Source organism: Castellaniella sp. WN, from assembly GCF_054457555.1.
In genome coordinates, this window is record NZ_JBTKZC010000001.1 from 2,473,681 (window position 1) to 2,496,212 (window position 22,532).

At 67.5% G+C, this 22,532-nt stretch carries 21 protein-coding genes; 10 read left to right on the forward strand and 11 right to left on the reverse strand.

The annotated features are described in order from the left end of the window. Positions 1 to 59: 59 nt before the first annotated feature. The 5 genes from nusG to ACTPOE_RS11680 all read right to left on the reverse strand — a co-directional run bounded on the left by nusG (position 60) and on the right by ACTPOE_RS11680 (position 4,481). Complete coding sequence (gene nusG / locus ACTPOE_RS11660; protein ID WP_458872335.1) at positions 60 to 650, reverse strand: transcription termination/antitermination protein NusG; 591 nt, start codon at positions 648 to 650, stop codon at positions 60 to 62. Continuing rightward, positions 643 to 978 carry a type II toxin-antitoxin system HicB family antitoxin gene (locus tag ACTPOE_RS11665; RefSeq protein ID WP_458872336.1) on the reverse strand — a complete coding sequence of 112 codons (336 nt, stop codon included), beginning with the start codon at positions 976 to 978 and terminating at the stop codon, positions 643 to 645. Before ACTPOE_RS11665 ends, nusG begins: the two co-directional genes overlap by 8 nt. Further along, positions 975 to 1,244, reverse strand: coding sequence for a type II toxin-antitoxin system HicA family toxin (locus ACTPOE_RS11670; RefSeq protein WP_458872337.1), 270 nt, complete (start codon positions 1,242 to 1,244; stop codon positions 975 to 977). The genes ACTPOE_RS11665 and ACTPOE_RS11670 overlap by 4 nt, the downstream gene beginning before the upstream one ends. Positions 1,245 to 1,405: 161 nt before the next feature. Next, positions 1,406 to 2,629 carry an IS110 family RNA-guided transposase gene (locus ACTPOE_RS11675; protein WP_458870713.1) on the reverse strand — a complete coding sequence of 408 codons (1,224 nt, stop codon included), beginning with the start codon at positions 2,627 to 2,629 and terminating at the stop codon, positions 1,406 to 1,408. A gap of 367 nt (positions 2,630 to 2,996) precedes the next feature. Further along, the gene (locus ACTPOE_RS11680) at positions 2,997 to 4,481 is read right to left on the reverse strand and encodes a nucleobase:cation symporter-2 family protein (RefSeq protein WP_458872338.1); all 1,485 of its coding nucleotides are present in this window, start codon (positions 4,479 to 4,481) and stop codon (positions 2,997 to 2,999) included. A gap of 199 nt (positions 4,482 to 4,680) precedes the next feature. Here ACTPOE_RS11680 and ACTPOE_RS11685 point away from each other — a divergent pair, with 199 nt between their 5' ends. Both ACTPOE_RS11685 and ACTPOE_RS11690 read left to right on the forward strand, forming a co-directional pair. After that, positions 4,681 to 5,448 carry a nucleotidyltransferase domain-containing protein gene (locus tag ACTPOE_RS11685; RefSeq protein ID WP_458872339.1) on the forward strand — a complete coding sequence of 256 codons (768 nt, stop codon included), beginning with the start codon at positions 4,681 to 4,683 and terminating at the stop codon, positions 5,446 to 5,448. A gap of 6 nt (positions 5,449 to 5,454) precedes the next feature. Then, positions 5,455 to 5,583, forward strand: a complete 129-nt coding sequence (locus ACTPOE_RS11690) for a hypothetical protein (protein ID WP_458872340.1) — start codon at positions 5,455 to 5,457, stop codon at positions 5,581 to 5,583. 10 nt (positions 5,584 to 5,593) lie between these two features. Here ACTPOE_RS11690 and pgi read toward each other — a convergent pair whose 3' ends face one another. The 3 genes from pgi to ACTPOE_RS11705 all read right to left on the reverse strand — a co-directional run bounded on the left by pgi (position 5,594) and on the right by ACTPOE_RS11705 (position 11,008). Beyond that, positions 5,594 to 7,195: a glucose-6-phosphate isomerase gene (gene pgi, locus ACTPOE_RS11695; protein ID WP_458872819.1), complete on the reverse strand. Its 1,602-nt coding sequence runs from the start codon at positions 7,193 to 7,195 to the stop codon at positions 5,594 to 5,596. A gap of 131 nt (positions 7,196 to 7,326) precedes the next feature. Next, on the reverse strand, positions 7,327 to 8,523 hold the full coding sequence (locus ACTPOE_RS11700) for an acetyl-CoA C-acyltransferase (RefSeq protein WP_458872341.1): 1,197 nt from the start codon (positions 8,521 to 8,523) through the stop codon (positions 7,327 to 7,329). A 61-nt stretch (positions 8,524 to 8,584) separates the two neighbouring features. After that, the gene (locus ACTPOE_RS11705; RefSeq protein WP_458872342.1) at positions 8,585 to 11,008 is read right to left on the reverse strand and encodes a 3-hydroxyacyl-CoA dehydrogenase/enoyl-CoA hydratase family protein; all 2,424 of its coding nucleotides are present in this window, start codon (positions 11,006 to 11,008) and stop codon (positions 8,585 to 8,587) included. 186 nt (positions 11,009 to 11,194) lie between these two features. On the opposite strand from ACTPOE_RS11705, the gene ACTPOE_RS11710 reads away from it, so the two are divergent. Beyond that, positions 11,195 to 11,953: a transposase gene (locus tag ACTPOE_RS11710; RefSeq protein ID WP_458872343.1), complete on the forward strand. Its 759-nt coding sequence runs from the start codon at positions 11,195 to 11,197 to the stop codon at positions 11,951 to 11,953. Positions 11,954 to 12,128: 175 nt separating this feature from the next. On the opposite strand, the gene ACTPOE_RS11715 is transcribed toward ACTPOE_RS11710, so the two are convergent. Both ACTPOE_RS11715 and ACTPOE_RS11720 read right to left on the reverse strand, forming a co-directional pair. After that, positions 12,129 to 12,488, reverse strand: coding sequence for a helix-turn-helix domain-containing protein (locus ACTPOE_RS11715; protein WP_458872344.1), 360 nt, complete (start codon positions 12,486 to 12,488; stop codon positions 12,129 to 12,131). Between the two features lie 813 nt (positions 12,489 to 13,301). Further along, positions 13,302 to 15,590 carry a TonB-dependent siderophore receptor gene (locus ACTPOE_RS11720; protein WP_458872345.1) on the reverse strand — a complete coding sequence of 763 codons (2,289 nt, stop codon included), beginning with the start codon at positions 15,588 to 15,590 and terminating at the stop codon, positions 13,302 to 13,304. Between the two features lie 179 nt (positions 15,591 to 15,769). Here ACTPOE_RS11720 and ACTPOE_RS11725 point away from each other — a divergent pair, with 179 nt between their 5' ends. After that, positions 15,770 to 16,141 (forward strand): DUF3597 domain-containing protein, encoded by a 372-nt coding sequence (locus ACTPOE_RS11725; RefSeq protein WP_458872346.1) that lies wholly within the window; start codon positions 15,770 to 15,772, stop codon positions 16,139 to 16,141. 41 nt (positions 16,142 to 16,182) lie between these two features. After that, positions 16,183 to 16,767 (forward strand): DUF937 domain-containing protein, encoded by a 585-nt coding sequence (locus ACTPOE_RS11730; protein WP_458872347.1) that lies wholly within the window; start codon positions 16,183 to 16,185, stop codon positions 16,765 to 16,767. A 25-nt stretch (positions 16,768 to 16,792) separates the two neighbouring features. On the opposite strand, the gene ACTPOE_RS11735 is transcribed toward ACTPOE_RS11730, so the two are convergent. After that, entirely contained in the window at positions 16,793 to 17,656 is an 864-nt protein-coding gene (locus ACTPOE_RS11735) for an alpha/beta hydrolase-fold protein (RefSeq protein ID WP_458872348.1), read from the reverse strand. A 162-nt stretch (positions 17,657 to 17,818) separates the two neighbouring features. Between ACTPOE_RS11735 and ACTPOE_RS11740 the strand changes: the two genes are divergently transcribed. From ACTPOE_RS11740 to ACTPOE_RS11760, 5 genes are read left to right on the forward strand one after another with little or no spacing between them, the layout of a single operon-like run. Further along, positions 17,819 to 18,823, forward strand: coding sequence for a FecCD family ABC transporter permease (locus tag ACTPOE_RS11740; RefSeq protein ID WP_458872349.1), 1,005 nt, complete (start codon positions 17,819 to 17,821; stop codon positions 18,821 to 18,823). An 8-nt stretch (positions 18,824 to 18,831) separates the two neighbouring features. Next, complete coding sequence (locus ACTPOE_RS11745) at positions 18,832 to 19,617, forward strand: ABC transporter ATP-binding protein (protein WP_458872350.1); 786 nt, start codon at positions 18,832 to 18,834, stop codon at positions 19,615 to 19,617. A gap of 17 nt (positions 19,618 to 19,634) precedes the next feature. Continuing rightward, positions 19,635 to 20,780 (forward strand): ABC transporter substrate-binding protein, encoded by a 1,146-nt coding sequence (locus ACTPOE_RS11750; protein WP_458872351.1) that lies wholly within the window; start codon positions 19,635 to 19,637, stop codon positions 20,778 to 20,780. Further along, the gene (locus ACTPOE_RS11755; RefSeq protein ID WP_458872352.1) at positions 20,777 to 21,676 is read left to right on the forward strand and encodes an alpha/beta hydrolase; all 900 of its coding nucleotides are present in this window, start codon (positions 20,777 to 20,779) and stop codon (positions 21,674 to 21,676) included. Before ACTPOE_RS11750 ends, ACTPOE_RS11755 begins: the two co-directional genes overlap by 4 nt. Before the next feature lie 37 nt (positions 21,677 to 21,713). Then, positions 21,714 to 22,532, forward strand: coding sequence for a 4'-phosphopantetheinyl transferase family protein (locus ACTPOE_RS11760; protein ID WP_458872353.1), 819 nt, complete (start codon positions 21,714 to 21,716; stop codon positions 22,530 to 22,532).

Consider the following 22,532-nt stretch of genomic DNA (forward strand, 5'->3'; position numbering starts at 1 on the left):
GTGGGCTGTGATGGATTGATCACAACCTGCACTGGAGGCAAGGCGGAGCTTCCGCCCCGCTACAGCGGCGTGATCCGCCCGAATTCGACCTGCACGGTCTGCGGGCGGCCCAGGATGTCCAGCAGCAGGGTGACGCGATCGGCGGAGACCGCCTGGACCAGGGCCTGGACGCCGGCCAGCGCCGGGTCCCGCAAGCGCACGGCCATGCCGGGACGATAGGGGCCGATGTCGGCCAGGGCGGCGGTTTCGCGCAGGCCTTCGGCCTGGCGGATGGCATGGACGGCGGCATCGGCCAGTGTCGCGGGCTGGTGGCCGAACATGACCAGCCGGCTGACGCCCACGGTGGAGCGCACCACGGACAGGGACTGCGTGGCCCGGGTGGGCCGCAGGAACAGGTAGCGGGGGAACATGGGTTCGTGGGCGGTCAGGGCCGGATCGGCATGAGCGCCTGGCTGGACGCCGGCGCCGATGGCCGGCTCCGGGGCGGCGCAAGCCGTCGCGGACGCGCGCCGCCGCCCCGGTTCCCGGAAGACCTTGAACAGCGGCAGATAGACCTCGAAGTCCTGGCGCCGCAATTGCTCGGCCGCGGTGCGTTCCTGACGAGGCTTGGTGTGGACGACGTACCAGGCGGAGGGAAGATCTTCAGGCATGCAATTCTTTTCTAAGCGCCTGAATGACCAGTTCGTTCAGGGCCACTCCGCGGCGTCGGGCTTCCTGGGCAGCCTGTCGGTGCAAATCACCGCCGACGCGCACGTTGAAGCTGCCCTTGAACGGCTGATCCGGCTGGACGCCTCGTTCCGCGCAAGACTGTAGGTACTGATCGACCGCCTCACGGAAGGAGTGCAGGACTTCGTCCACGCTGATGCCATCGAACAGGATCAGATCGTTGATGAACTCGACCTTGCCGCACAGGCACTGGTCTTCGGCGCTGAACTCGACCGAACCCAGGTAGCCTTTGTATTCCAGCACATTGTTCATAGAAAGCCCCATTGACGCAGTCTGGCGCATATCTCGCGAACCTGATAGACCTTCAGCACACCGCCCGGATGCGGTCGCGCGCAGACAATCCTATACTCGCCGCCTTGCGCACGCTGGTGAATGAACGACTTGTGCGACGATCCGCCGCCATGTTCCCACAAGATGAATCCGAAACCGGACAGCAACGCCACAAGATCCGCAAATCGAAAGTCACGCGGCGAAGGAACGGCACTGAGCCGGTCCACCAGTTTTTGATGCCTGGACATGAATGATGCCTCGAAGTGCGGTTGATAGCAACTATTAATCAGTTGCTAACACCGTCAATGATCCAGGCAGAACTGTGCCGGGCATTTAGCGTGAAAGACAGGCATTTCTGACCGAGCGCCCCCCCAGCCATCGAAGGCTGTAAGGGCTAGGGCGGTGCGGCTCAGGCGCTGGCAGGTTGGATAAATCCGAACTTGGTCAGAGCCTTGATCCAGCGTGGAGCGTTGCGTTGAACGGATAGGGCCTCATAGTCGGTGGCGCTGTCCCGGTAGTGTTCGCCACGCTGGAGTATGAAGAAGATCGTTCGCAGTATTTTGTGGCCGATGGCGATGATGGCCCGTTTATAGCCACGGCGCACCATCAAGGCCTGGAATTTCGATTTGAAGACGGATTGAGTACGGCTAGCGGCGTGAGCGAACTCGCACAACAGGCGCCGGACATACAGATTGCCCTTGCGAACACGACCGGATTTACGCTTGCCGGCTGATTCGTTGTTGCCGGGGCAGATGCCGACCCAGGAGGCAAGACGATCGGCACTACCAAAGACATCCATGTCGGAGCCGATTTCGACCAACAGCATGGCAGCCCCGATCTGATCGACGCCGGGAATGGTTTGCAGCAGGGCCAAGGCGTTGTGTTCGGATTTCAGTTCGGCGAGCAGCCGGGTATCGAAGCGAACGATACGGGCCTCGATTTCCTCGACATGCTGCATCAGTTCATCCAGGACGAAGTGATGGCTGGCCGTCAGGTCGCCTTGCAGGGCGTCGAAGATTTCCTCGCGGCTGGCCTTCAGGCGGCGACTGGCAAGCTTGAGCACCTCCTGCGGCGCTTGTCCGGCGATGATCGCCTTGACCATGGCGCGTGCCGACTGGCCGTGCAGATCACTGACCACCACCCCCAGGCGCACGCCGCTATCGGTGAGCACCTTGTGCAGACGGTTCTTCTCGCTGGCCAGTTGCCCGACAAGTTTCTGTCGTTGGCGGGCGATCAGGCGCAGTTCCCGCAGCTTGGCCGGCGGTACAAACGAGCCGCGCAGTAATCCCGCTCGCGCCAGCGTCGCTAACCAGTGGGCATCACCCACATCGGTCTTGCGGCCCGGCACGTTCTTCACATGTCGCGCATTGACCACCTTGGCGCAGATGCCACGCGCTTCCAGTGCCGCATACGGGCTCTTCCAGTAAATGCCGGTGCTCTCCATCACGACTTCGTCGGGGCGTAGTGACGCCACCCAGTCGGCCAGTTCCCGACGGTCTCGCTTGAACGCGCCGAATTGACGTTGCTCGATGCGTGCGCAGCCGTCTGCTTCCTCGATCAGCGCACAGGCCGTGATCTGCGCCTGATGAATGTCCAGACCGATCACCCGTTTGTATAACGCTCCCAGTTCCATACCACCTCCTGTCGATTAGACTTAAGGGTGGAAGGTGGCGGGTGCCGGGACTGAACGTGCCTGAAGGCGACATGTCGCCAACGGCCTGTTTAGCGTGCGCTCTCTAGGGAAGCAATCCGGGGTGCGAGTCAGTCCGGCCGGTCACGTTAGCCGCGGGGTCGAGCCGCCAAAAACTTTTACGACCTTCACCCAACACCTTCCACCCCAAAGTCTCTTTCATCTTCAGGGGTGGTGCCTACCACCATGATCGTTAGCCAGACAGACAGTCGGTCAATTCCTCATGGCTGATTTCGTCATGCTGAAAAACTGGTGAAAATGCATCGGGCGCTCCATGGAGCGCTCGATGCGGCATTGATCCGGGAAAAGATCAAGCCTCCGCGTGCTTCGCGGCCTCGACGGCGGCGTCGGTGTCGTGCGGGGCGCCGTTGAAGAACAGGTTCAGCAGCACGGCCGACAGGGAGGTCAGCAGGATGCCCGATTCGATCAGCGGGTGGATGGCGTGCGGCATCCACTGGCGGAAGTTCGGGGCGACGACGGGGATCATGCCCATGCCGATGGAAATGGCGACGATCATGGCGTTGTTGCGGTTCTTGACGAAGTCCACGCCGCCCAGGATGCGGATGCCGGTGGCGGTGACCATGCCGAACATCACGATGCCGGCGCCGCCCAGTACGACGGTGGGCAGGGATTCGACCAGCGCCGCCAGTTTCGGCAGCAGGCCCAGGATCAGCAGGATGACGCCGCTGGCCACGCAGACGTAGCGGCTGCGCACCCCGGTGACGGCGACCAGGCCGACGTTCTGGGAGAAGCTGGAATACGGGAAGGTGTTGAAGATGCCGCCGATCAGGGTGCCCAGGCCATCGGTGCGCAGGCCGCGCGCCAGGTCCTTCTGGCCGATCTTCTTGCCGGTCATATCGCCCAGGGCCAGGAACATGCCGGTGGACTCGATCAGGATCACGATCATGACCAGCACCATGGTCAGGATCATCCAGAAGTCGAACTTCGGCATGCCGAAATGAAAGGGCAGGACCACGTCGACCCATGCGGCCTTGCCGACTTTCTCGAAAGACATGATGCCCATGGCGGCCGTGATGACGGCGCCGATCACGATGCCCAGCAGCACGGCGATGTTGGCCAGGAAGCCCTTGCAGAACTTGGCGATCGCCAGGATCGACAGCAGCACGACGCCGGCGATGCCCACACCGGTCAGGTTGGCGTACTTGGGATTGGGCAGCGTCGGCATGATGGCCAGTCCCTGCGGCACGGCCGGCAGGGGCGAACCCGGCGCACCGGCCGCCGCCTGGATGTCCTTCAGCCAGTTGACGTAATTGGGATCGACCAGGGACGGCGCGGTGGGCCCGACGGGGTTGCCGAAGATCCAGTTGATGCCCACGCGCATCAGGGTGATGCCGATGATGGCGATGATGGTGCCGGTCACGACCGGCGGGAAAAAGCGCAGCAGCCGGCTGATCCAGGGCGCGATGAGGATGGTGACGATCCCCGCCGCGATGATGGTGCCGAACAGCAGTTGGGCGCCCTCGTGCCCGGGGGTGGACTGGGCGATGTGGATCATGGGGCCGACGGGGGCGAAGCTGACGCCCATGATGACGGGCAGCTTGATGCCGAACCACTGCGTGGCGCCCAGGGACTGGATGATGGTGGCGATGCCGCAGGCGAACAGGTCGGCCGCGATCAGCAGGGACACTTCGTGCGAGTCCAGGCCCAGCGCCCGGCCGATGATCAGAGGGACGGCCACGGCGCCGGCGTACATCACCAGCACGTGCTGCAGCCCGAGGGCCGTCAGCTGGCCCAACGGCAGGATCTCATCCACCGGAGCGACGGTTTTGCTCATGTCTTGTCTCCAAGGAGCGGGACGCCTCCGTGCCCGGGGCCTCCCTCTTGTCTGAAGTCGGAAGTCTGAAAGCGCCTTTCCGGCGTCTTGCGGCCACTCTACCGGAGGCCTCTGCGGGCAACCATGCGCAAAGCACGATAAGGGCTTTTCGACCGGGCGCATAATCCCGGGTAAACCCTGGGGTTTTCAGGAAATATTCATGAACCGGACGGGGATGGCAGGGAAAGTCCCTATGGGTGCAGGCTTCGGAGCGCTCGAAAGACATCCCGATGTTCCCCGACCTGCATGGCCCGGCCGCATTCATGATCCACCTCTTGCTTGCCAAGTGATCCTAAAAAAGAGACCATTGACCTCAAATATGGATCATTCATTGATTTCCCTCCTCCTGCCGGAATACCGGCGCCGGATACTGGAGCTGCTGCTGCTCAATCCGACGGAGCCGCTGCATGGGCGGGAAATCGCCCGCCGCACGGACCTGCCGGCCGGCGCGACGATGCGCGAACTGTCCAAACTGGCGCAGGCCGGCCTGCTGACGCGGACTAACCGCGGCAACCAGCGGATCTATCAGGCCGATACGACTTGTCCCATCTTCCATGAGCTTTCCAGCATCCTGCTGAAGACATCCGGTATCGCCGTCCTGCTGTCCGAAGCCATCGCGCCCCTGGACGACGACATCGTCATCGCCTTCATTTTCGGGTCGACCGCCAGGAATCAGGCGGCTCCGACCAGCGACGTCGACCTGATGCTGATCGGTCCGGCCCACTTCGACCACGTGGTCGAACATCTCTGGCCCGCCCAGGCAAAATTGCGACGGGAGATCAATCCGGTCGTGCTGACCGTGCCAGAATTCAAGGCACGGGCGGGCGACGCATTCCTGCGAGACGTGCTTTCCAAGCCCAAACTATTCCTGAAGGGCGGCGAACATGAGCTTGCGGAACTTGGTGGGCATCAGCCTGGAGCCGATTGAGCCGGATTGGCGCGCCACCTGTCGGACTATTCCGGCGACCTGGTTTCCGAATCGACCGCATCCGCCTGTCTGCAACAGGCTGTTCTGCTGCACGCCGACATCACCGTCTGGCTGAGCAGCCACGACCCGGGATGATCATCACGGATCATTCCCGCAGGCGGTCGATCCAGTGGCGGGTGGAGGCGTCGTGGCGGACGGCGAGGTCATCGGCGGCAGGTGCGGTCGCGCGCGCCTGGCCGGACGGGTCCAGTTCGGCGATGATGCCGCGCGCCAGGATCTTGCCGTACTCGACGCCCCACTGGTCGAAGGGGTCGATGCCCCAGATCACGCCCTGCGTGAAGACGCGGTGCTCGTACAGGGCCAGCAGCGCGCCCAGGGAATACGGCGACAGGCGCGGCAGGACGATCAGGTGGTTGGGGCGCCCGCCCGGGTGGACGCGGTGCGGGGCCAGCCAGTCGGCGCGGGCCGCATCCATGCCTTCGGCCAGGCATTCGGCTCGCGCCTGGGCCAGGGTCTTGCCGCGCATCAGGGCTTCGCGCTGGGCCAGGCAGTTGGCCAGCAGTTGGCGGTGGTGCGCCGGCCAATGGTGGTCGGCCTCGCGGCACAGGATGAAGTCCACCGGGGCGCCGTCGCTGCCCTGGTGCATCCACTGAAAGAAGGTGTGCTGCGCGTCGGTGCCCGGCATGCCCCAGACGGCGGGGCCGGTGGGCACGCCCACGGGCCGGCCGGCGACGTCCACCGACTTGCCCAGGGATTCCATGTCCAATTGCTGGATGTAGGGCACCAGGTTCGCCAGGCGCGAGTCGTAGGGCGCGATGTTCAACGATCCCTGTCCCAGCACGCTGCGGTTGGCGACGCCCGCCAGCGCCATGCGCACCGGGGCGTTTTCCGCCAGCGGCGCCTGGGCGAAGTGCGCGTCCATGGCGGCGGCGCCCGCGCGCAGGCCCTCCAGCACGTCGACGCCCACGGCCAGCGCGGTGCTCAGGCTGACCGCCGACCAGAGGGAGAACCGCCCTCCGACCCAATCCCACAGTTGGAAGATCTGGCCTTCCGGCACGCCCCAGGCGCGGGCGCGGTCGGGCCGGGCGGTGACCGCGGCCAGGTGGGCGGCCGGGTCCAGCCCGGCGCCGGCCAGCCATTCGCGGGCGCGCGCGCCGTTTTCCAGGGTTTCCGCGGTGGTGAAGGATTTGGAGACCAGCACGACCAGGGTTTCGCGCGGGTCCAGCCCCGCGAGACCGCCCTCGATCGCATGACCGTCGATATTGGCGACGAAGCGCACGTCGCGCCAGGTGCCGGCATAGCCGAAGGCCGTGACCGCCAGGCGCACGCCCCAATCCGAGCCGCCGATACCCACGTGCACGACGTGGCGCCAGCGCCTTCCCGCGTCGGCGCGCTGCACCCAGGCATCCATGCGCTCGCGTTCCGCCCGCACCTCGGCCGGCGCCTCCGGCGCACGCAGCGCGGTGTGCCAGGCCGCGCGGCCTTCCGTGACATTGACGGACCCGCCCGCCAGCAGGCACGTGCGCTGCGTCTCGAAATTCCGCGCACGCAGCAGGGCCTCGCCCGCCGCCATGAGATCGGGCGAGTGGCGCTGGCCGCTGGAATCCAGCGCCAGGCCGGGCGCTTCGATCAGGTCCAGCGCGTCGGCACGCGGCGCGCAGGTCTGCGCCGCCAGCGCGAAGCGCTTCCATTCGGGAAGGTCCGTGAGGGGAGCGGGCGTGTCGGTGGGAGTGATGCGATCGGACATGGCGACGGGATCGGGATCGGCGGGGTCGCCGGTCATTATGTCATGATGCCATGATGCGGCCATGTAAAAAACGCCCCGGCTCTCCCTCCTCGCAGCGGGCGGAGCCGGGGCGTTCAGGCCGCCGAAGGCAATCAGCAGCGTTCGAAAATCCCCGCCGCGCCCATGCCGGTCCCCACGCACATGGTGACCATGCCGTATTGCAGCTTGCGGCGGCGCAGGGCGTGGATGGTGGTGGCGGAACGGATCGCGCCGGTGGCGCCCAGGGGATGGCCCAGGGCGATGGCGCCACCCATCGGGTTGACCACATCCTCGTTCAAGCCCAGGTCGCGGATGACGGCCAAGGACTGGGCGGCGAAGGCTTCGTTCAGCTCGATCCAGCCCATCTGGTCCAGCGTCAGGCCGGCTTTCTTCAGGGCGGCCGGGATGGCTTCCTTCGGGCCGATGCCCATGATGTCGGGCGGCACGCCGCGCACGGCGAAGGACACGAAGCGCGCCAGCGGCGTCAGGTTGTGTTCCTTCAGGGCGCGTTCGGACACGACCAGCAGGGCGCCGGCGCCGTCGGAGGTCTGCGAGCTGTTGCCGGCGGTGACGCTGCCCTTGGCGGCGAACACGGGGCGCAGACGGGCCAGGGCCTCCAGGCTGGTGTCGGCGCGCGGGCCTTCGTCCAGGGCCACGGTGCGGCGGTCTTCGCGTATCCGTCCCGTCGCCAGGTCGGGCGCGCGGCGCACGATTTCCACCGGCAGCATTTCGTCGTTGAATTCGCCGGACTGCTGGGCGGCCAGGGCGCGCTGGTGCGAGCGCAGGGCGAAGGCGTCCTGATCCTCGCGGGAAACCTTCCAGCGCTGAGCGACCTGTTCGGCGGTGGAGCCCATGCCGTAGGCGATGCCGATGTTCTCCTCCTTCAGGTAGACGTCCGGGCTGAAGGAGGTGTTGATCCCCATGGTGGGTACCAGGCTCATGGACTCGGTGCCGCAGGCCAGCATCACGTCGGCCTCGCCCACGCGGATGCGGTCGGCCGCCATGGCGACGGCGGTCAGGCCGGACGCGCAGAAGCGGTTCACCGTCACACCGCCCACCGACTGGGGCAGGCCCGCCAGCAAGGCGCCGATGCGCGCGACGTTCAGGCCCTGTGGGCCTTCGGGGATGGCGCAGCCGACGATGGCGTCCTCGATCGCGGCGGGATCCAGGCCGGGCGCCTGGGCCATCACGCCCTGGATGGCCTTGGCCAGCAGTTCGTCGGGGCGGGTGTGGGAATACATGCCGCGCGGGGCCTTGCCGATGGGCGTGCGCGTCGCGGCGACGATATAGGCTTGTTGAAGGGCAGTCATTGAAAGTCTCCTTGTTCGGGGTTCCGGGCCGGCCGGCGGCCCGGGCTTCGTCTGCGACGCGTCAGTTCCGCACGGGCTTGCCAGTTTGCAGCAGGCCGGCGATGCGCTCTTGTGTCTTGGGGTTGGCGAGCAGGCCCAGGAAGGCCTCGCGCTCCAGCCGCAGCATCCAGGCTTCGTCGACCAGGCTGCCCGGATCGACGTCGCCGCCGCAGATGGCCGTGGCGACCTGTTCGGCGATGTGGAAGTCGTAGTCCGAGATATAGCCGCCCACGCGCATGTTCACCAGCTGCGCCTTCAGGGTGGCGATGGCGTCGCGGCCGGCCACGGGGAAGCGCGCGGCCAGCGGCGGGCGCCAGCCCTGTCCGGCCAGGTTGGCGGCCTCGCGCACCGCCACGTACAGCAGTTCATGGCGGTTCATCACGATGGGGTCGGAGTCGCGCAGGAAGCCGATCTCGCGGGCCTCCAGGGCGGACTTGGACACGCGCGCGGTGGCCACGGCCAGGACGAAGTTCTTCACGTAGGCGAGCAACGGGGCGTCCGGGGCCGACTGGGCCTGGATCTCGGCCGCGCGGCGGGCGCTGAAAGTGATGCCGCCCGCGCCCGGCACCAGACCGATGCCGACTTCCACCAGGCCGATGTAGCTTTCCAGGTGGGCGACGCGGCGGGCGCAATGCACGGACAGCTCGCAGCCGCCGCCCAGGGCCAGGCCGGCCACGGCCGCGACTACGGGCACCTGGGCATAGCGCAGGCGCATGACCATGTCCTGCATTTCTTTCTGGATCGGCTCGACGGCCTTGACGCCGCCGGACATGAAGGCGGGGAGCATGGCTTTCAGGTCGGCGCCCGCGGAAAACGGGTCGTCCAGTTGGGCGACGACCAGGGCCTTGTAGCCCTGCTCGGCCAGATCCACGGCGCGGACCACGCCGCGCACCACGTCCGGACTGAGGGTGTGCATCTTGGTCTTGAACGACACCAGCAGCACGTCCTGGGGATGCGGGGCGGGCAGCGTCCAGCACAGCACCGCGTCGTCCTCATGGACGACATGCGGCACCAGCGACGGGCCTTCGCCCACCAGACGCGGCGCGCCGATCTGGCGCTGGTAGACGGGCAGCGCGCTGCGCGGCACGTAGGCGCCGGTGGCCGGACTGAAGGAGCCTTCCGGCGTGTGCACGGCCTGCTTGTCCCAGACGACGCCGCTGGTGACCCAGGCGGGCAGCGGCGCATCCGACAGGGTCTTGCCGGCGGCGATGTCTTCGTTGATCCACTCGGCGACCTGACGCCAGCCGGCGGCCTGCCAGATCTCGAAGGGTCCGAAGCTGTGACCGAAGCCCCACTTCATGGCCTGGTCCAGCTCGCGCGCGCTGTCGGCGATGTCGACCAGGTGCACGGCGCTGTAATGGAAGGTGTCGCGCAGCACGGCCCAGACGAACTGCGCCTGGGGATGCGTGGAATCGTGCAGCGCCTTCAGGCGCTTGGCGGGATCACGTTCCTTCAGGATGTCCTTGACCTCGTCGTCGGCCTTCTCTCCGGAGGGCACGTACTGCCCGGCGGCGGGGTCCAAACGCAGGATGGCCTTGCCTTCCTTCTTGAAGAAGCCGGCCTTGGTCTTCTGGCCCAGGGCGCCCTTCTCGATCAGGGCGGCCAGTACGGGAGGCACGCCGAAATGCGCGTGGAAGGGATCGTCGGGCAACTGGTTCTTCATCGTGTCGATGACGTGCGCCAGCGTATCCAGGCCGACCACGTCGGCGGTGCGGTAGGTGCCGGACTTGGCTCGGCCCAGGCGGGTGCCGGTCAGATCGTCCACCAACTCGTAGGGCAATCCGAAGGCCTGGGTATGATGGAAGACCGACAGGATGCCGAATACGCCGATACGGTTGCCGATGAAGTTCGGCGTGTCCTTGGCGCGCACGACGCCCTTGCCCAATTGCGACACCAGGAAGGTTTCCAGGTGGTCCAGCAGGGCCGGCTCGGTGGCGCCGGTGGGGATCAGTTCGACCAGCGGCATGTAGCGTGGCGGATTGAAGAAGTGCACGCCGCAGAAGCGGTGGCGCAGGGTCTCGGGCAGGGCCTCGGACAGGGACGTGATGGACAGGCCCGAGGTGTTGCTGGCGACGATGGCGTGCGGGTTCAGGGCCGGCGCCAGCTTGTGGTAGAGGTCACGCTTCCAGTCCAGGCGTTCGGCGATGGCTTCGATGACGACATCGCAATCGGCCAGCAGCGCCAGATCCTCGTCGTAGTTGGCCGGCGTGATCAGGTCGGCCAGGGCGTCGACGCCCAGGGGCGCGGGGTTGAGCTTCTTCAACTGGGCGATGGCGCGCTGGACGATGCCGTTCTTGCCGCCCTGGCCGTCGTCCTTGGCCAGATCGAACAGCACGACCGGCACGCCGGCGTTGACGCAGTGGGCGGCGATCTGCGCGCCCATGACCCCGGCGCCGCACACCGCCACGCGGCGGATGAACAGGGGGGCGGACTGGCTGGTTTGCATGATATTGTGTCCTCGCTGGTTTTAATGGGCTGGCCGATGGCCTGGGTGGGTGCCGAACAGGTTCACCCGGCTGCTGCACGCTTCGGGCGGATTTCTTCAGAACCTTCCCGGGCCGATTTTTTGATTGTCGCTGATTTGTGATGAAAATTCAAACAACCGTTTGAATTTAAAGATGCCTCTATAGTCATGGCTCGATTGCCCCGCCTCTACGCCCCCCGCATCCCCCAGCTGGCCCAGGCGCGCTTCGCGCATCCGCTGGCGCCGGCCGACGCCCCCGCCCCGGCGACGGCGCTGGACCGGATCCGCGGCTGGCTGGCGGAGGAAGCCGGGCGCGCGGCGGCGGGCGAGGCCGGCGCCGTGGCCCTGCACGGCTGGATCGTCCTGCCGGACCGGATCACGCTGCTGGCCACGCCGGGCGACGAGGCCGCGCTGTCGCGCCTGATGCAGGCGCTGGGACGACGCATGGGCTCGGGCCTGATGCGCACGCGTGTGTACACGGGGCGCTATCGCAACGCGCTGCTGGAACCGGGACGCTGGGTGCTGCCGGCCATGATCTGGCTGGAATCGCTGCCGGTCTCGACCGGCCAGGTCGGCGCGGCGACGCAATGGCCCTGGTCGTCGGCGGCGGAACACGCCGGGCTGGGCCTTGGGAGCGCGCCGGGACCGTCTGACCCGGACGGGGAGGCGGTCCCGGCGGGAGCCCGCCCGGCCCTGACGGACCACCCCGACTACTGGCGCGAAGGCGATACGCCCTTCGCCCGCCAGGCCGCCTGGCGTAACCGGCTGGCCGCCGGACTGGGCGAATCGCAAGGCTTGCGGATCGAGGCGGCGCTGGCGGGCCAATGGGCGCTGGGGGAAAAGATCTTTCTGGCGCACCTGGGGCGCCTGGCGTCCCGGCGCGTCAGCCCGGCGCCGCGCGGACGGCCGAGGAAGACAGCGGGGTAGTCTCGTGCGGCGACGGACAGCCGCGCGTTTCCGGTGCGCCGTCAGCACGACAGAGCCAGATCATTCATCAGGCCATTGCACCACGCCTGGGCCTCGTGCTCGCGCGCCTCGTTCGCCGTCCCTCGGATTGCGAGGCCGTTACATGCGGCAAACCGTTTGGCAGGGCGACCGGGACTCATAACCAGACGGTGCGCCGCTCCCATTTCCGGATCCGGCTGCGGGGATAGTGGGTGTCCGAGAGGCGGCCATCCGCGATTGGTTTGCGCAGCAGGTATTCGGACGGCTCCTGCAGCAGTTCACCCAGAATGGACAGTTCAGCCAGGGCGATCAGGTAGGTCGAGGCCGCCACCGTGGCGTCTCCCCGCTCGGCGCGCCGCAAGGTGGATAGCGACACACCCACTCGTTCGCAAAGCGCCTGCGCCTTGATGCCCTGACTCACGCGGCGGTAGCGGATGCACATTCCCCATTCCGCCAGCCGGGTCGCGGCCTGTTCGCGACAGGATCGGCGGCTGTGGGCCTCCACCTGCCGCTTCATGGAAACGGTCTTCTCCCGAGTTGCCGGCACCTGCGGAGGCGGGACGGGTTTCCGGGATGCCGGCTGCTGAAACGTGTGACCTTGAAGCGTCTGCCTCTGCGCCCGGAAGCTAGCCAGACTCTCGGCCAACGCCCGGTTCGCTTCATAGCGCAGGTCGAGTTTTTCCTGGGGAATTCTGCGAAACAACGGTCTGCGCGAGGGTGGGGTGTGAGCCATGGACGAGTGCCTCCTGTGTCCTGTGATGAGTCATCCGACTCAAGCCCAGTCCAGGTTTCGGCCAAGAAGGGCTGGGCGGCGCCAAGGAAGACAGAGCAATGATGTTCCTTTCAAATTCCTGGCCAGAGAGACCATATACGACGCTTTAGAGGGGTAAAAGCGCATATGAGGTCACATCGACCACTTTTCTCTGGTGGAACCCTTATGTACCTCGGGTACTGCCGTTCTGATCATGCCAGATTGTGAAGACTCTTCCATACCTCAGCGGACTTCCGTACCGCGATTCAGCCTTCCGTACCGCGATTCAACCATCGCTGCCAATTGCCGCCATGACCCACCGTAGCCCATTCACCACAGACCGCTCGGCCCCTGCCCGCCGATTGCCGACTGCCGATTGCCGACTGCCGACTGCCGACTGCCGACTGCCAATTGCTGATTGCCGATTGCCGATTGCCGATTGCCGATTGCCGATTGCCGATTGCCGCGCAAAGGATAACGCCCCGCCTTCACGACGAATAGTGGGGGCGGAGCGTTTTTGTCATATCCGGACGGCGTGAACCGTTCAGAAGCGAGATGCCGGCACCTGGGAAGAAACGCTTAGAACGAGCTGGTCACTTCCATGAAGAAGGTGCGGCCAGGCTGGTTGTAAGTGTAGGCGCCGGCGCCGTGGATGTAGTTGGCGTTGTCCATGTTGACGCCGATCGCATTGCCCCGGCGGAAGATACGCTTGTCGAACACATTGTCCACGCCCGCCGTCACGCGCAGGTGCTTGTCGACCTTGTACTGCGTACTCAGGCCGAAGATCGCGTAAGGCGGGATCTTGTCGGTGGCGCTGCCGGTCAACGGCTGGCCGTAGTAGTCATACTTCGGCCCTTCCTGCTCGCCGTAGACGGTGGCCTTGGCGCGCAACGACCACGCCGGCGTCACGGACCAGTCCAGGGTGCTGTTGACCGTGTATTCGGGAATGGTGGACAGGTGTTCGCCGGTCTCCTTGTTCTTCGATTCGATCATGTAGGTGAAGTTGGTGGACCACAGCCAGTCCCGGGCGAAGGGCCAGGTCAGGTTGCCCTCGATACCCTGCACGACGGCGCGGGGGATGTTTTCCCATTGAAAGACATTCTGCTTGAAACCGGTGCTCCCGGTGAACGAACTGACAGTGGTACGCCCCGCCTCGATCTTGTCACGGTAATCGTTGTGAAAATAGGTCAGGCTGGCGCCCAGTCCATCCGGACTGCGGAATTCGATCCCCAACTCCTTGTTGATGCTGGTTTCCGCTTTCAGATCCGAATTCCCCAGCAGGAAGCAGCCATCCGTACCGCCCGGCGGGTTGCCCCAGCAGCCATTGCCCGCGCTATACAGGAGATAGCCGGAATTGCTCTGGTACAGATTGGGCGCCTTGTAGGCCCGGGCGACGCCGGCCTTCACCGTCCATTGCTCATTGACCATGTAGGCCAGGTTCAGCGACGGACTCCAGTTGTTGCCCTGGAGGCTGTGATGGTCGAAACGCAGGCCCGGCGTCACGGTCCAGCGATCGCCGATGTACAGATTGTCCTCGGCGAACAGTGAATAGATGTTGGCATGCGCCTTGGGGCTGTAGGCAAAAGGCACCTTGGGCATCTTGGCGTTCGGCAGATTGCGCGAGGCCAGATCGGACGAATAGTCCTCCAGATCCTGGCGCACCCATTCCAGGCCGAACGTCCCCATCTGGTCGATGCCGCCCCAGTTCAGGCGCCGGCTCAGTTCGGTATGGGCGGTCAGCGTGCGCAGATCGATGTCGCCGTAACCACCGTCCTTGACCTTGGGATTGGTCGGATCATTGAACGCGCCCTCGGTACCCCCGGCCAGCCCTTCCAGCAGCCGGGTGTTGCGCGTCTGTTCGTACTGCAGGTAGCTCAAGGTATGAGTGTCGGCGTTCCAGTCGCCGTTGTGGGTGATGGAATAAGCCTGGCGGTAGATACGGTTGGTCTCGCCGCCCAGCTCGCGCTTCACCATGTCGTTGGTATTGGTGTTCTGCGTATCGCCGACGTAGATGTTGCCCTGGCGACCGTAGCTGGCCTCGAAGTCGATCTTATGGCCGGCGGCGGGCTTCCAGCTCAACACCCCGTTGATGTCTCGATTCTTGAAACCTTCTCGGCCGGCGGGAAAAGTACCCTTGTTGCTGCCGCCACGCGCCGACTCATGCCCCTCGTTGATGTCCCACGCATCCCCCTGGAAATTCGCCGCGCTGCCGTTCAAGCGGAAACCCAGGGTATCGGAGATCGGACCGGCCAGGCTGAAGGTCGTGCGGGCGGTCGAGCCCTCGTCGCTGTGCTCGGGCAAATTACCGTAGACGGTGACCGAGCCGGTCAGCTTGTCCGCGATCGGCTTGGTGATGATGTTCACCACGCCGCCGGCCGCGCCGTTGCCGTAGCGCGCGGCGGCGGGGCCGCGCAGGACTTCGATGCGCTCGATCTGTTCGGGCGGGACCCAGTTGGTGTCGCCGCGCGTGTCGCGTTCACCGCGCCAGCCGAAGCGCACCGACCCGCGCGAGGATACGGGCTTGCCGTCGATCAGGATCAGGGTGTTCTCCGGGCCCATGCCGCGGATGTCGATCTGGCGGTTGTTGCCGCGCTGGCCGCTGGAGGAGTTGCCGGTCAGGTTCACTCCCGGCATGGTACGGATGATCTCCGACACGTCGGTGGCGGGCGGGGATTTCTGGATGTCCTCGGACGTGATGGTGGACGCGCCCGGGGTCTGCTTCAGTTCCTGCTCGGCCTTGACGACGACGCGGTCGAGCTGGGCGACGCCGTCGGACGATTGCGCGCCGGCCGGGGCGGCGACCAGGCCCAGGGCGATGAGCAGGCCGATCGGCGGCAGGGTACGGCCCTGGACATTGGAAGCGGACATGTGGATTCCTTGGATTGCTGTCTGGATTATGAAATAAATGAGAATATAAACGATAACTGTTTCTATTTACAATTCCCGCTCCGGGATCTGATCAAACAATGTCAAGGATTCCCCCGCCCCACACCGGAAATGATCAAATCCCTTGACCTTCATTCATAGAACCCCCCAAGGAGATCGTCATGGGTCTGTTCAGCACCATCCTCGAAAAACTGGGCTTCGGCAGCGCGCAGGCCGCTCCGGCGCCCGACGCGTCCGCCGCCGCGAGCGTGCCGGCCAGCCAGGCGATTTCCGTCGTGGACGTAGTGGGTCAACTGGAACAAAAGGCCGCCGCCAATTCCCAGAAACTGAACTGGAAGACTTCCATCGTCGACCTGATGAAGCTGCTGGACATGGACAGCAGCCTGGGGGCGCGCAAGGACCTGGCCACCGAACTGGGCTGCCCGGCCGACAAGATGGGCGACTCGGCGCAGATGAACATGTGGCTGCACAAGGCCGTGCTGGCCCGCCTGGCGGAAAATGGCGGCAACGTGCCCGCCGACCTGCTGGATTGAACCACCCCGAGGCCGGCGCCGCCGGCCAGGAGCCACACACCATGCAAATCGCCGATATCCTCGCCCTGGCGAACGAGCTGGGCCCCATCGCCCGCCAGCTGGGCATCACCGAAACCCAGGCGGCCAGCGGCGCCCAGGCGCTGCTGCCGGCCGTGATGGGCGGCTTCCGGAAACAGGCGCAGGGCGCGGGCGGGCTCGACGGCCTGCTGGCCCAACTGGGCGGCGCGAACCTGCCGGCCACGGCCGACGATCTGGATCCCGCCGACACGGCCCGGGGAAACGACGTGCTGGGGCAGATCTTCGGCTCGAAGGATGTCAGCCGCACCGTGGCCCATCATGCGGCCTCCGGCAGCGGGCTGGATCCCGCGCTGCTGAAGCAGATGCTGCCCCTGCTGGCCACGCTGGTCGCGGGCTTCATGTCCCGCCAGGGAAGCACGGGCCAGGCGGAGCCGGCCGCGCCGATGAGCGGTCTGCTGGGTGACCTGCTGGGCGGGCTCGGCGGCCAGGGCGGCACGCAGCAATCTTCGGGCGGCCTGCTCGGCGGTCTGAACAGCCTGCTCGACGCCAACGGCGACGGCAACGCACTGGACGACATCCTTCGCATGGCGGGCAAGGCGGGGCGCTGAGCATCGCGCACCTCGCCACGCAACATCAGCCGGCCAGGCGCTCCGCCGGCCGGCCCCGCCCGCCTGCCAGCAGCCAGCGCCACCCAGGCATCAGAGCGTCCAGCGGCGCGGTCCGGTGTGTGCGCCCGGGCAGCACGGCGCCATCCAGGCGCAGGCCGGGGCATAGGGTCAATTCTCCGGTCAGGTCCCGCATGCCGTCCACCATGGCGCGCGCCCGACGCAGGGCCAGACGGCGGGCCCGTTCTTCCTCATCGATGCCGGGGCCGCACTCCTCGGGCGCCAGGCCCTGCTCGTGCTCCCCCACGGTCAGCCGGACACCGAGCGCCGGCACGCCCCGGGCGCACAGCCACGGCCGACGGCGGCGCAGCAGGCGGGCGGCATAGCGGCCTCCCCACCAGACCGAAGGACTGGACAGCACGTAACCGTCAAAAGCGCACGGCCGGTGAGTCAGGACGTACAGGGCGAACAGCGCGCCCAGTGAATGGCCGGACAGTACCTGGCGGCGAGGATCCAGGCGCCAGTCGTCGGCGACCCGCGCGCGCACCCGATCCAGGACGCGCAGCCAGCGGGCCGCGCCCGCCCGCATGCCGGGCGGGATTCGGCCGTCACCAGCCACGCCGGGGCTTGCGGGATCGGCTCCCGCAAGCCCGCGCGCGCCCCGGCCCGCCGGCACATAGTCCCAGCGGCGGTCCTCGGGCCTGCCCGGCCCCAGGCCCACCAGCAGGCCAGGCAGGCCCGCCGGATCGGCGCGCATCGAGTCGAACTGTTTGAGATCCAGCACGTAGGCCACGGGCCAGCCGTCCACCGGCATGAGACCGGGCGGCACGGCGATGCGCACGGCGCAGGCACGGCCGTCCTCCAGGGGCAGGTCGAAGGCAAGCGGGGTCATGTTCCACTATACTGGCAGAGCCGTAAACGGTTCTCATTCTATACATTCATTCACCCGCCTACCCAGGTTCCGCACCCGCCGCCCCGCGCGGTGGTCCGCCGCCTCTTTCGCATGGACGCCTCGCTGACGACTCCCGCCCCGGTTTTGATGGATTACCGGCGCATGCTGCGCCGCCGCTGGCTGCTGGTCGCGCTGCTGTCGATCGTCATCCTGGCCTCGATCCTGGCGGACTTCATGCTGGGGCCATCGGGGCTGGGCTGGGCGGACCTGAGCCATGCACTGTTCCACCCCGACCTGGCCGATCCGACCACCCGCGTCATCGTCTGGGACATCCGCCTGCCCTACGCCCTGATGGCGGTGGCGGTGGGCCTGTCCCTGGGCCTGGCCGGCGGGGAAATGCAGACCATTCTGAACAATCCGTTGGCCAGCCCTTTCACGCTGGGGATCTCCTCGGCAGCCGCGTTCGGGGCATCGCTGGCTATCGTGCTGGGCCTGTCGCTGCCTGGCGTGCCGCAGTCCTGGACGATCGCCGCCAACGCCTTCGTCTTCGCGCTGATCTCGGCGCTGCTGCTGGACGCGGTGGCGCGCTGGGGTTCGATGAGCACGTCCGGACTGGTGCTGTTCGGCATCGCGCTGGTGTTCTCCTTCAACGCGGCGGTATCGCTGGTGCAGTTCGTCGCCAGCGCCGAGGCCCTGCAAGGCCTGGTGTTCTGGACCATGGGCAGCCTGGCGCGCTCCTCCTGGCCGAAGGTCGGCATCCTGCTGCTGGTCTTCGCCGTGCTGCTGCCGCTGTCGCTGCGAGACACCTGGAAGCTGACCGCACTGCGCCTGGGCGAGGACCGCGCCGCGAGCTTCGGCATCGATGTACCGCGCCTGCGGCTGACGGCGCTGGTGCGCATCAGCGTGCTGGCCGCGCTGGCCGTGTCCTTCGTCGGCACCATCGGCTTCGTCGGGCTGATCGCCCCGCACATCGCGCGCCGCCTGTTCGGCGAGGACCACCGCTTCTACCTGCCGGGCAGCGCCCTGGTGGGAGGGACGATCCTGTCGCTGGCCTCGATCGCCTCCAAGAACATCGTGCCCGGCATCATCGTACCGGTGGGCATCGTCACCTCGCTGGTCGGGGTGCCGTTCTTCCTGGCGGTCGTACTGCGCCGTCAAATGAAATAGGGCCTAGCATGCTGCAGATCCAGGACCTGTCGGTCGCCTACGGCCGCCGCCCCATCATCCGTGAACTGTCCGCCGGGCCGTTGCTGCCCGGCCGGGTGGTGTCCCTGCTGGGCCCCAACGGCAGCGGCAAGTCCACGCTGCTCAAGGCTCTGGCCGGCCTGCTGAAGGTCGCCCGCGGCCAAGTGGTGCTGGACGGCCAGGATCTGACGAAGCTGTCGTTCGAGCGCCGTGCGCAGCGCGTGGTCTACCTGCCGCAATCCCTGCCGGCGGCCGTGCACCTGCGAGTCTTCGAGTCCGTGATGGTGGCCGCGCGCGCTTCGGACCTCGATCCGCGCGCCCAGGACGCGAGCCCGCAGCGCATCCTGGACGTGCTCGGACGCCTGGGGATCGAGCACCTGGCCATGCACTACCTGGACCAGTTGTCCGGCGGCCAGAAGCAGCTGGTGGGCCTGGCCCAGGCGCTGATCCGCACGCCCCGCCTGCTGCTGCTGGACGAACCACTATCGGCCCTGGACCTCAACTACCAGTGCCACGTGATGGACCTGCTGGCCCAGGAAACTCGCGAGCACGGCCTGACCACGCTGATCGTGCTGCACGACCTGAACATCGCCCTGCAGCGCAGCGACGAGGCCCTGCTGATCCGCGAAGGGGAACTGGTCGGCCACGGCCGCCCGGACCAGGTCGTCACGGCCGAATCCCTGGCCGACGTCTACCATGTCGACGCCCGGGTCGAAACATGCTCGCGCGGGCTGTCCCACGTGCTGATCGACGGGCTGTGCGCCCCGGCTTCCTGACTGAGATGGAGCAGGCCATGCCCTTCTTCCTGAACTCTCTACGCGCCCTGCTGCTGGGCCTGGCCTGCCTGGCCGGCGCGGCGACGGCCGCCCCCATCCAGGTCACCGACGTCCTGGGCCGGCGGGTCACACTGCCCGGTCCCGCGCACCGCGTCGTGCTGGCGCAGGCGCGGCATTTCCAGGTACTGTCCCTGCTGGCGCCCGATCCCGCCGCTCTGCTGGCGGGCTGGTCCGACGAACTGCGGACCTCGTTCGCGCCGGACTACCAGGCCGCCCTGAAGCGCTTCCCCGCCCTGGCGCAGGTGCCGGTCGTGGGGCGCCACACGCCGGACTCGTTCTCGGTGGAACGCACGCTGGCCCTGCGCCCCGACCTGGTGGTCATGACCGCCACCTTCGCCGGCCTGGCTCCCGGACAACCAGCCGGCGAGTCGCCGCTGATCGGCCGGCTGGAGGCCGCCGGGGTGCCGGTGATCGTGATCGACTTCTTCATCCGGCCGATGGAAAACACCGTGCCCAGCCTGCGCGCCCTGGGCCATGCCATCGGCCAGGGGGACCGCGCCGAGGCTTTCATCGACTTCTACCAGCGGCACATGCGCGCCGTCGCCGAACGGCTGGCGGACCTGCCCGCGGACCGCCGCCCGCCGGTCTTCGTCCATGCTCACGCGGGCAGCACCGATTGTTGCAACTCACCGGGCACAGGCACCTTCAATGAAATGATCGCCTACGCGGGCGGCCACAACATCGGCGCGGACGTGCTCAAGGCGGCCACGGGCAAGCTGAACTTCGAATACATCAATGCGCGCGCGCCCCAGGTCTACGTCGCCACCGGCACCGGCGCGCGCAAAGGCGCGGGCCTGGCGATCGGCGCCGGGGTGACCGAGGCCGGCGCCCGCGCCAGCCTGGCGCACCTGATCGAGTCCAACCGCCTGGACGCGCTGCCGGCGGTACGCTCGGGCAACAGCCACGGCATCTGGCACGCCTTCAACGATTCACCGCTGCATGTGGTGTTCATCGAGGCCCTGGCCCACTGGATCCATCCGGACCGTTTCGCCGACATGGATCCGGCCGGGACACTGCGCGAAATCAACGAACGGTTCCTGGCCGTCCCCCTGGAAGGCACGTATCTGGTCGATCTGAAGCCCGGAACCGGGTCCGTCCGATGAGCCCGCGGGAAACCATGCTGGCCGCTGGCGTACCCGACGCTCGCCGCCTGCGCCTGCACGTGCCGGACGGACGTCCGCCCCGCGACGGCTGGCCGCTGCTGGTCCTGCTGGATGGAGACTGGGTCTGGCCCCAAAACCCACCACCCGAAGGCGGAACGGCCTGCGCCGTGCTGATTCCGGGCCACGGCGGCCGGCATGGCCCCGTTCCGCCCCGGCTGGCAAGGCGGGGCGTGCCGGCCCGGGCCGGTTCCCAGGCGCAGGCCCTGGCGCGGCGCGCGCTGGATTTCACGCCGCCCGCGCCCGGCGGTGGCCGCTGGCCCGATCCGCGCCGGCCCGAATGGCAATGCGGCGGAGCGGACGCGTTCCTGGACGCGCTGCTGGGCCCCATGCTGGACTGGGCGACCGCCCAGGCGCCCCTGGATCCGGTCCGCCTGAGCTTGTATGGCCACTCTTACGGCGGCCTGTGCGCGCTCTACGCGCTGGTCCGCCATCCCGGCCGATTCGCCCACACGATCTGCGCCAGCCCCTCTCTCTGGTGGCGCGAAGGACGGATCGAGGCCCTGCTCGACGGTCTGCCGTGCGCGCTGCCTTCCGGCCCGGGCACCCATCGGGCCGGCCCCGCCGAGGGCGCGCCCCACCCGCACCCGGCGGCGTCCCGGGTCCGGCTGACGCTCATGGCCGGCACGGACGAGCGCTGGTTTCCCCGGCCCCTCGACCCCGCGAACCCGCGCCGCCCGGCCGACGGCATCCCGACCCTGCCCCGGCTGGAGACGCTGTGCCGACGCCTGGTGGACATTCCCTGGCTGGATTGCTCGCTGGAACGCCTGGACGGCACCCACCACGGCGATGCGCTGCAAGCCAGCGCGCGGCGGGCGTTGACGCTCGCCGCTGCCTGACGCGCGCCGGACGGCGCCATCCGCCGCCAGGCCGATCATGCACGCCCCGGACACCTCCGCCCCGTACCGGCTGGTCCTGTCCCGTGGACTGCCGGACGAAGCCGGAGCCGCGCGCCTGCGCCGGGACCTGCCCGAGGCCGAACGGCGCTGGATCGACCGCCTGCGCCGCCCCGACGACCGCCTGCGCAGCCTGATCGGCCGCGCCCTGGCCCGCCGCCTCCTGGGCCGGCGCCTGGACCTGGCCCCCGAGAACGTCCCCCTGCGCGCGGGGCCGCGCGGCAAGCCGATGCTGGCCGGCGGCGATCCGGGCGAACCGCCCAGCCCGGGCGGCGGCGCCCCCGCGCCCGGCACGACGCACTCCGCCTGGCACTTCAACATCGCGCACAGCGGCGACCTCGTCCTGGTCGGCGTCGGCCCCGGGCCGCTGGGCGTGGACGTGGAACATTGCCCTGATCACGTGGACGCGGACCTGTGGCGTCTGGCCACCGGCCATCCGCTTCCGGCTCCAGGCGGCCCCGGAATCGCGCCCGATCCCCAGGCCTTCTGCGCCCAATGGGTCCGCCGCGAGGCGATCCTCAAGACCTGCGGCCTGGGACTGGCGGCCGGGCCCGGAGCCCTGCGGCTGGCGGTCGCCGAAGCGACGGGCTGGGAGCCGGTCTCGGGCCGGCCCGAGGTCGAAGGCCTGTGGGTGCGGCTGCTGTGGGCATTCCCGGACCATTGCGCCGCCCTGTGCCTGCGAGGCGCGGCGCCACCCATGCCTGCCGCGTGCGGCTCCGGCCGCCATGACGCGCCGCCTCCCGACGCCTGGTCGCTGAGGACGCTGGCGCTGGCCGACTGGATCGACGGACCGGACTGA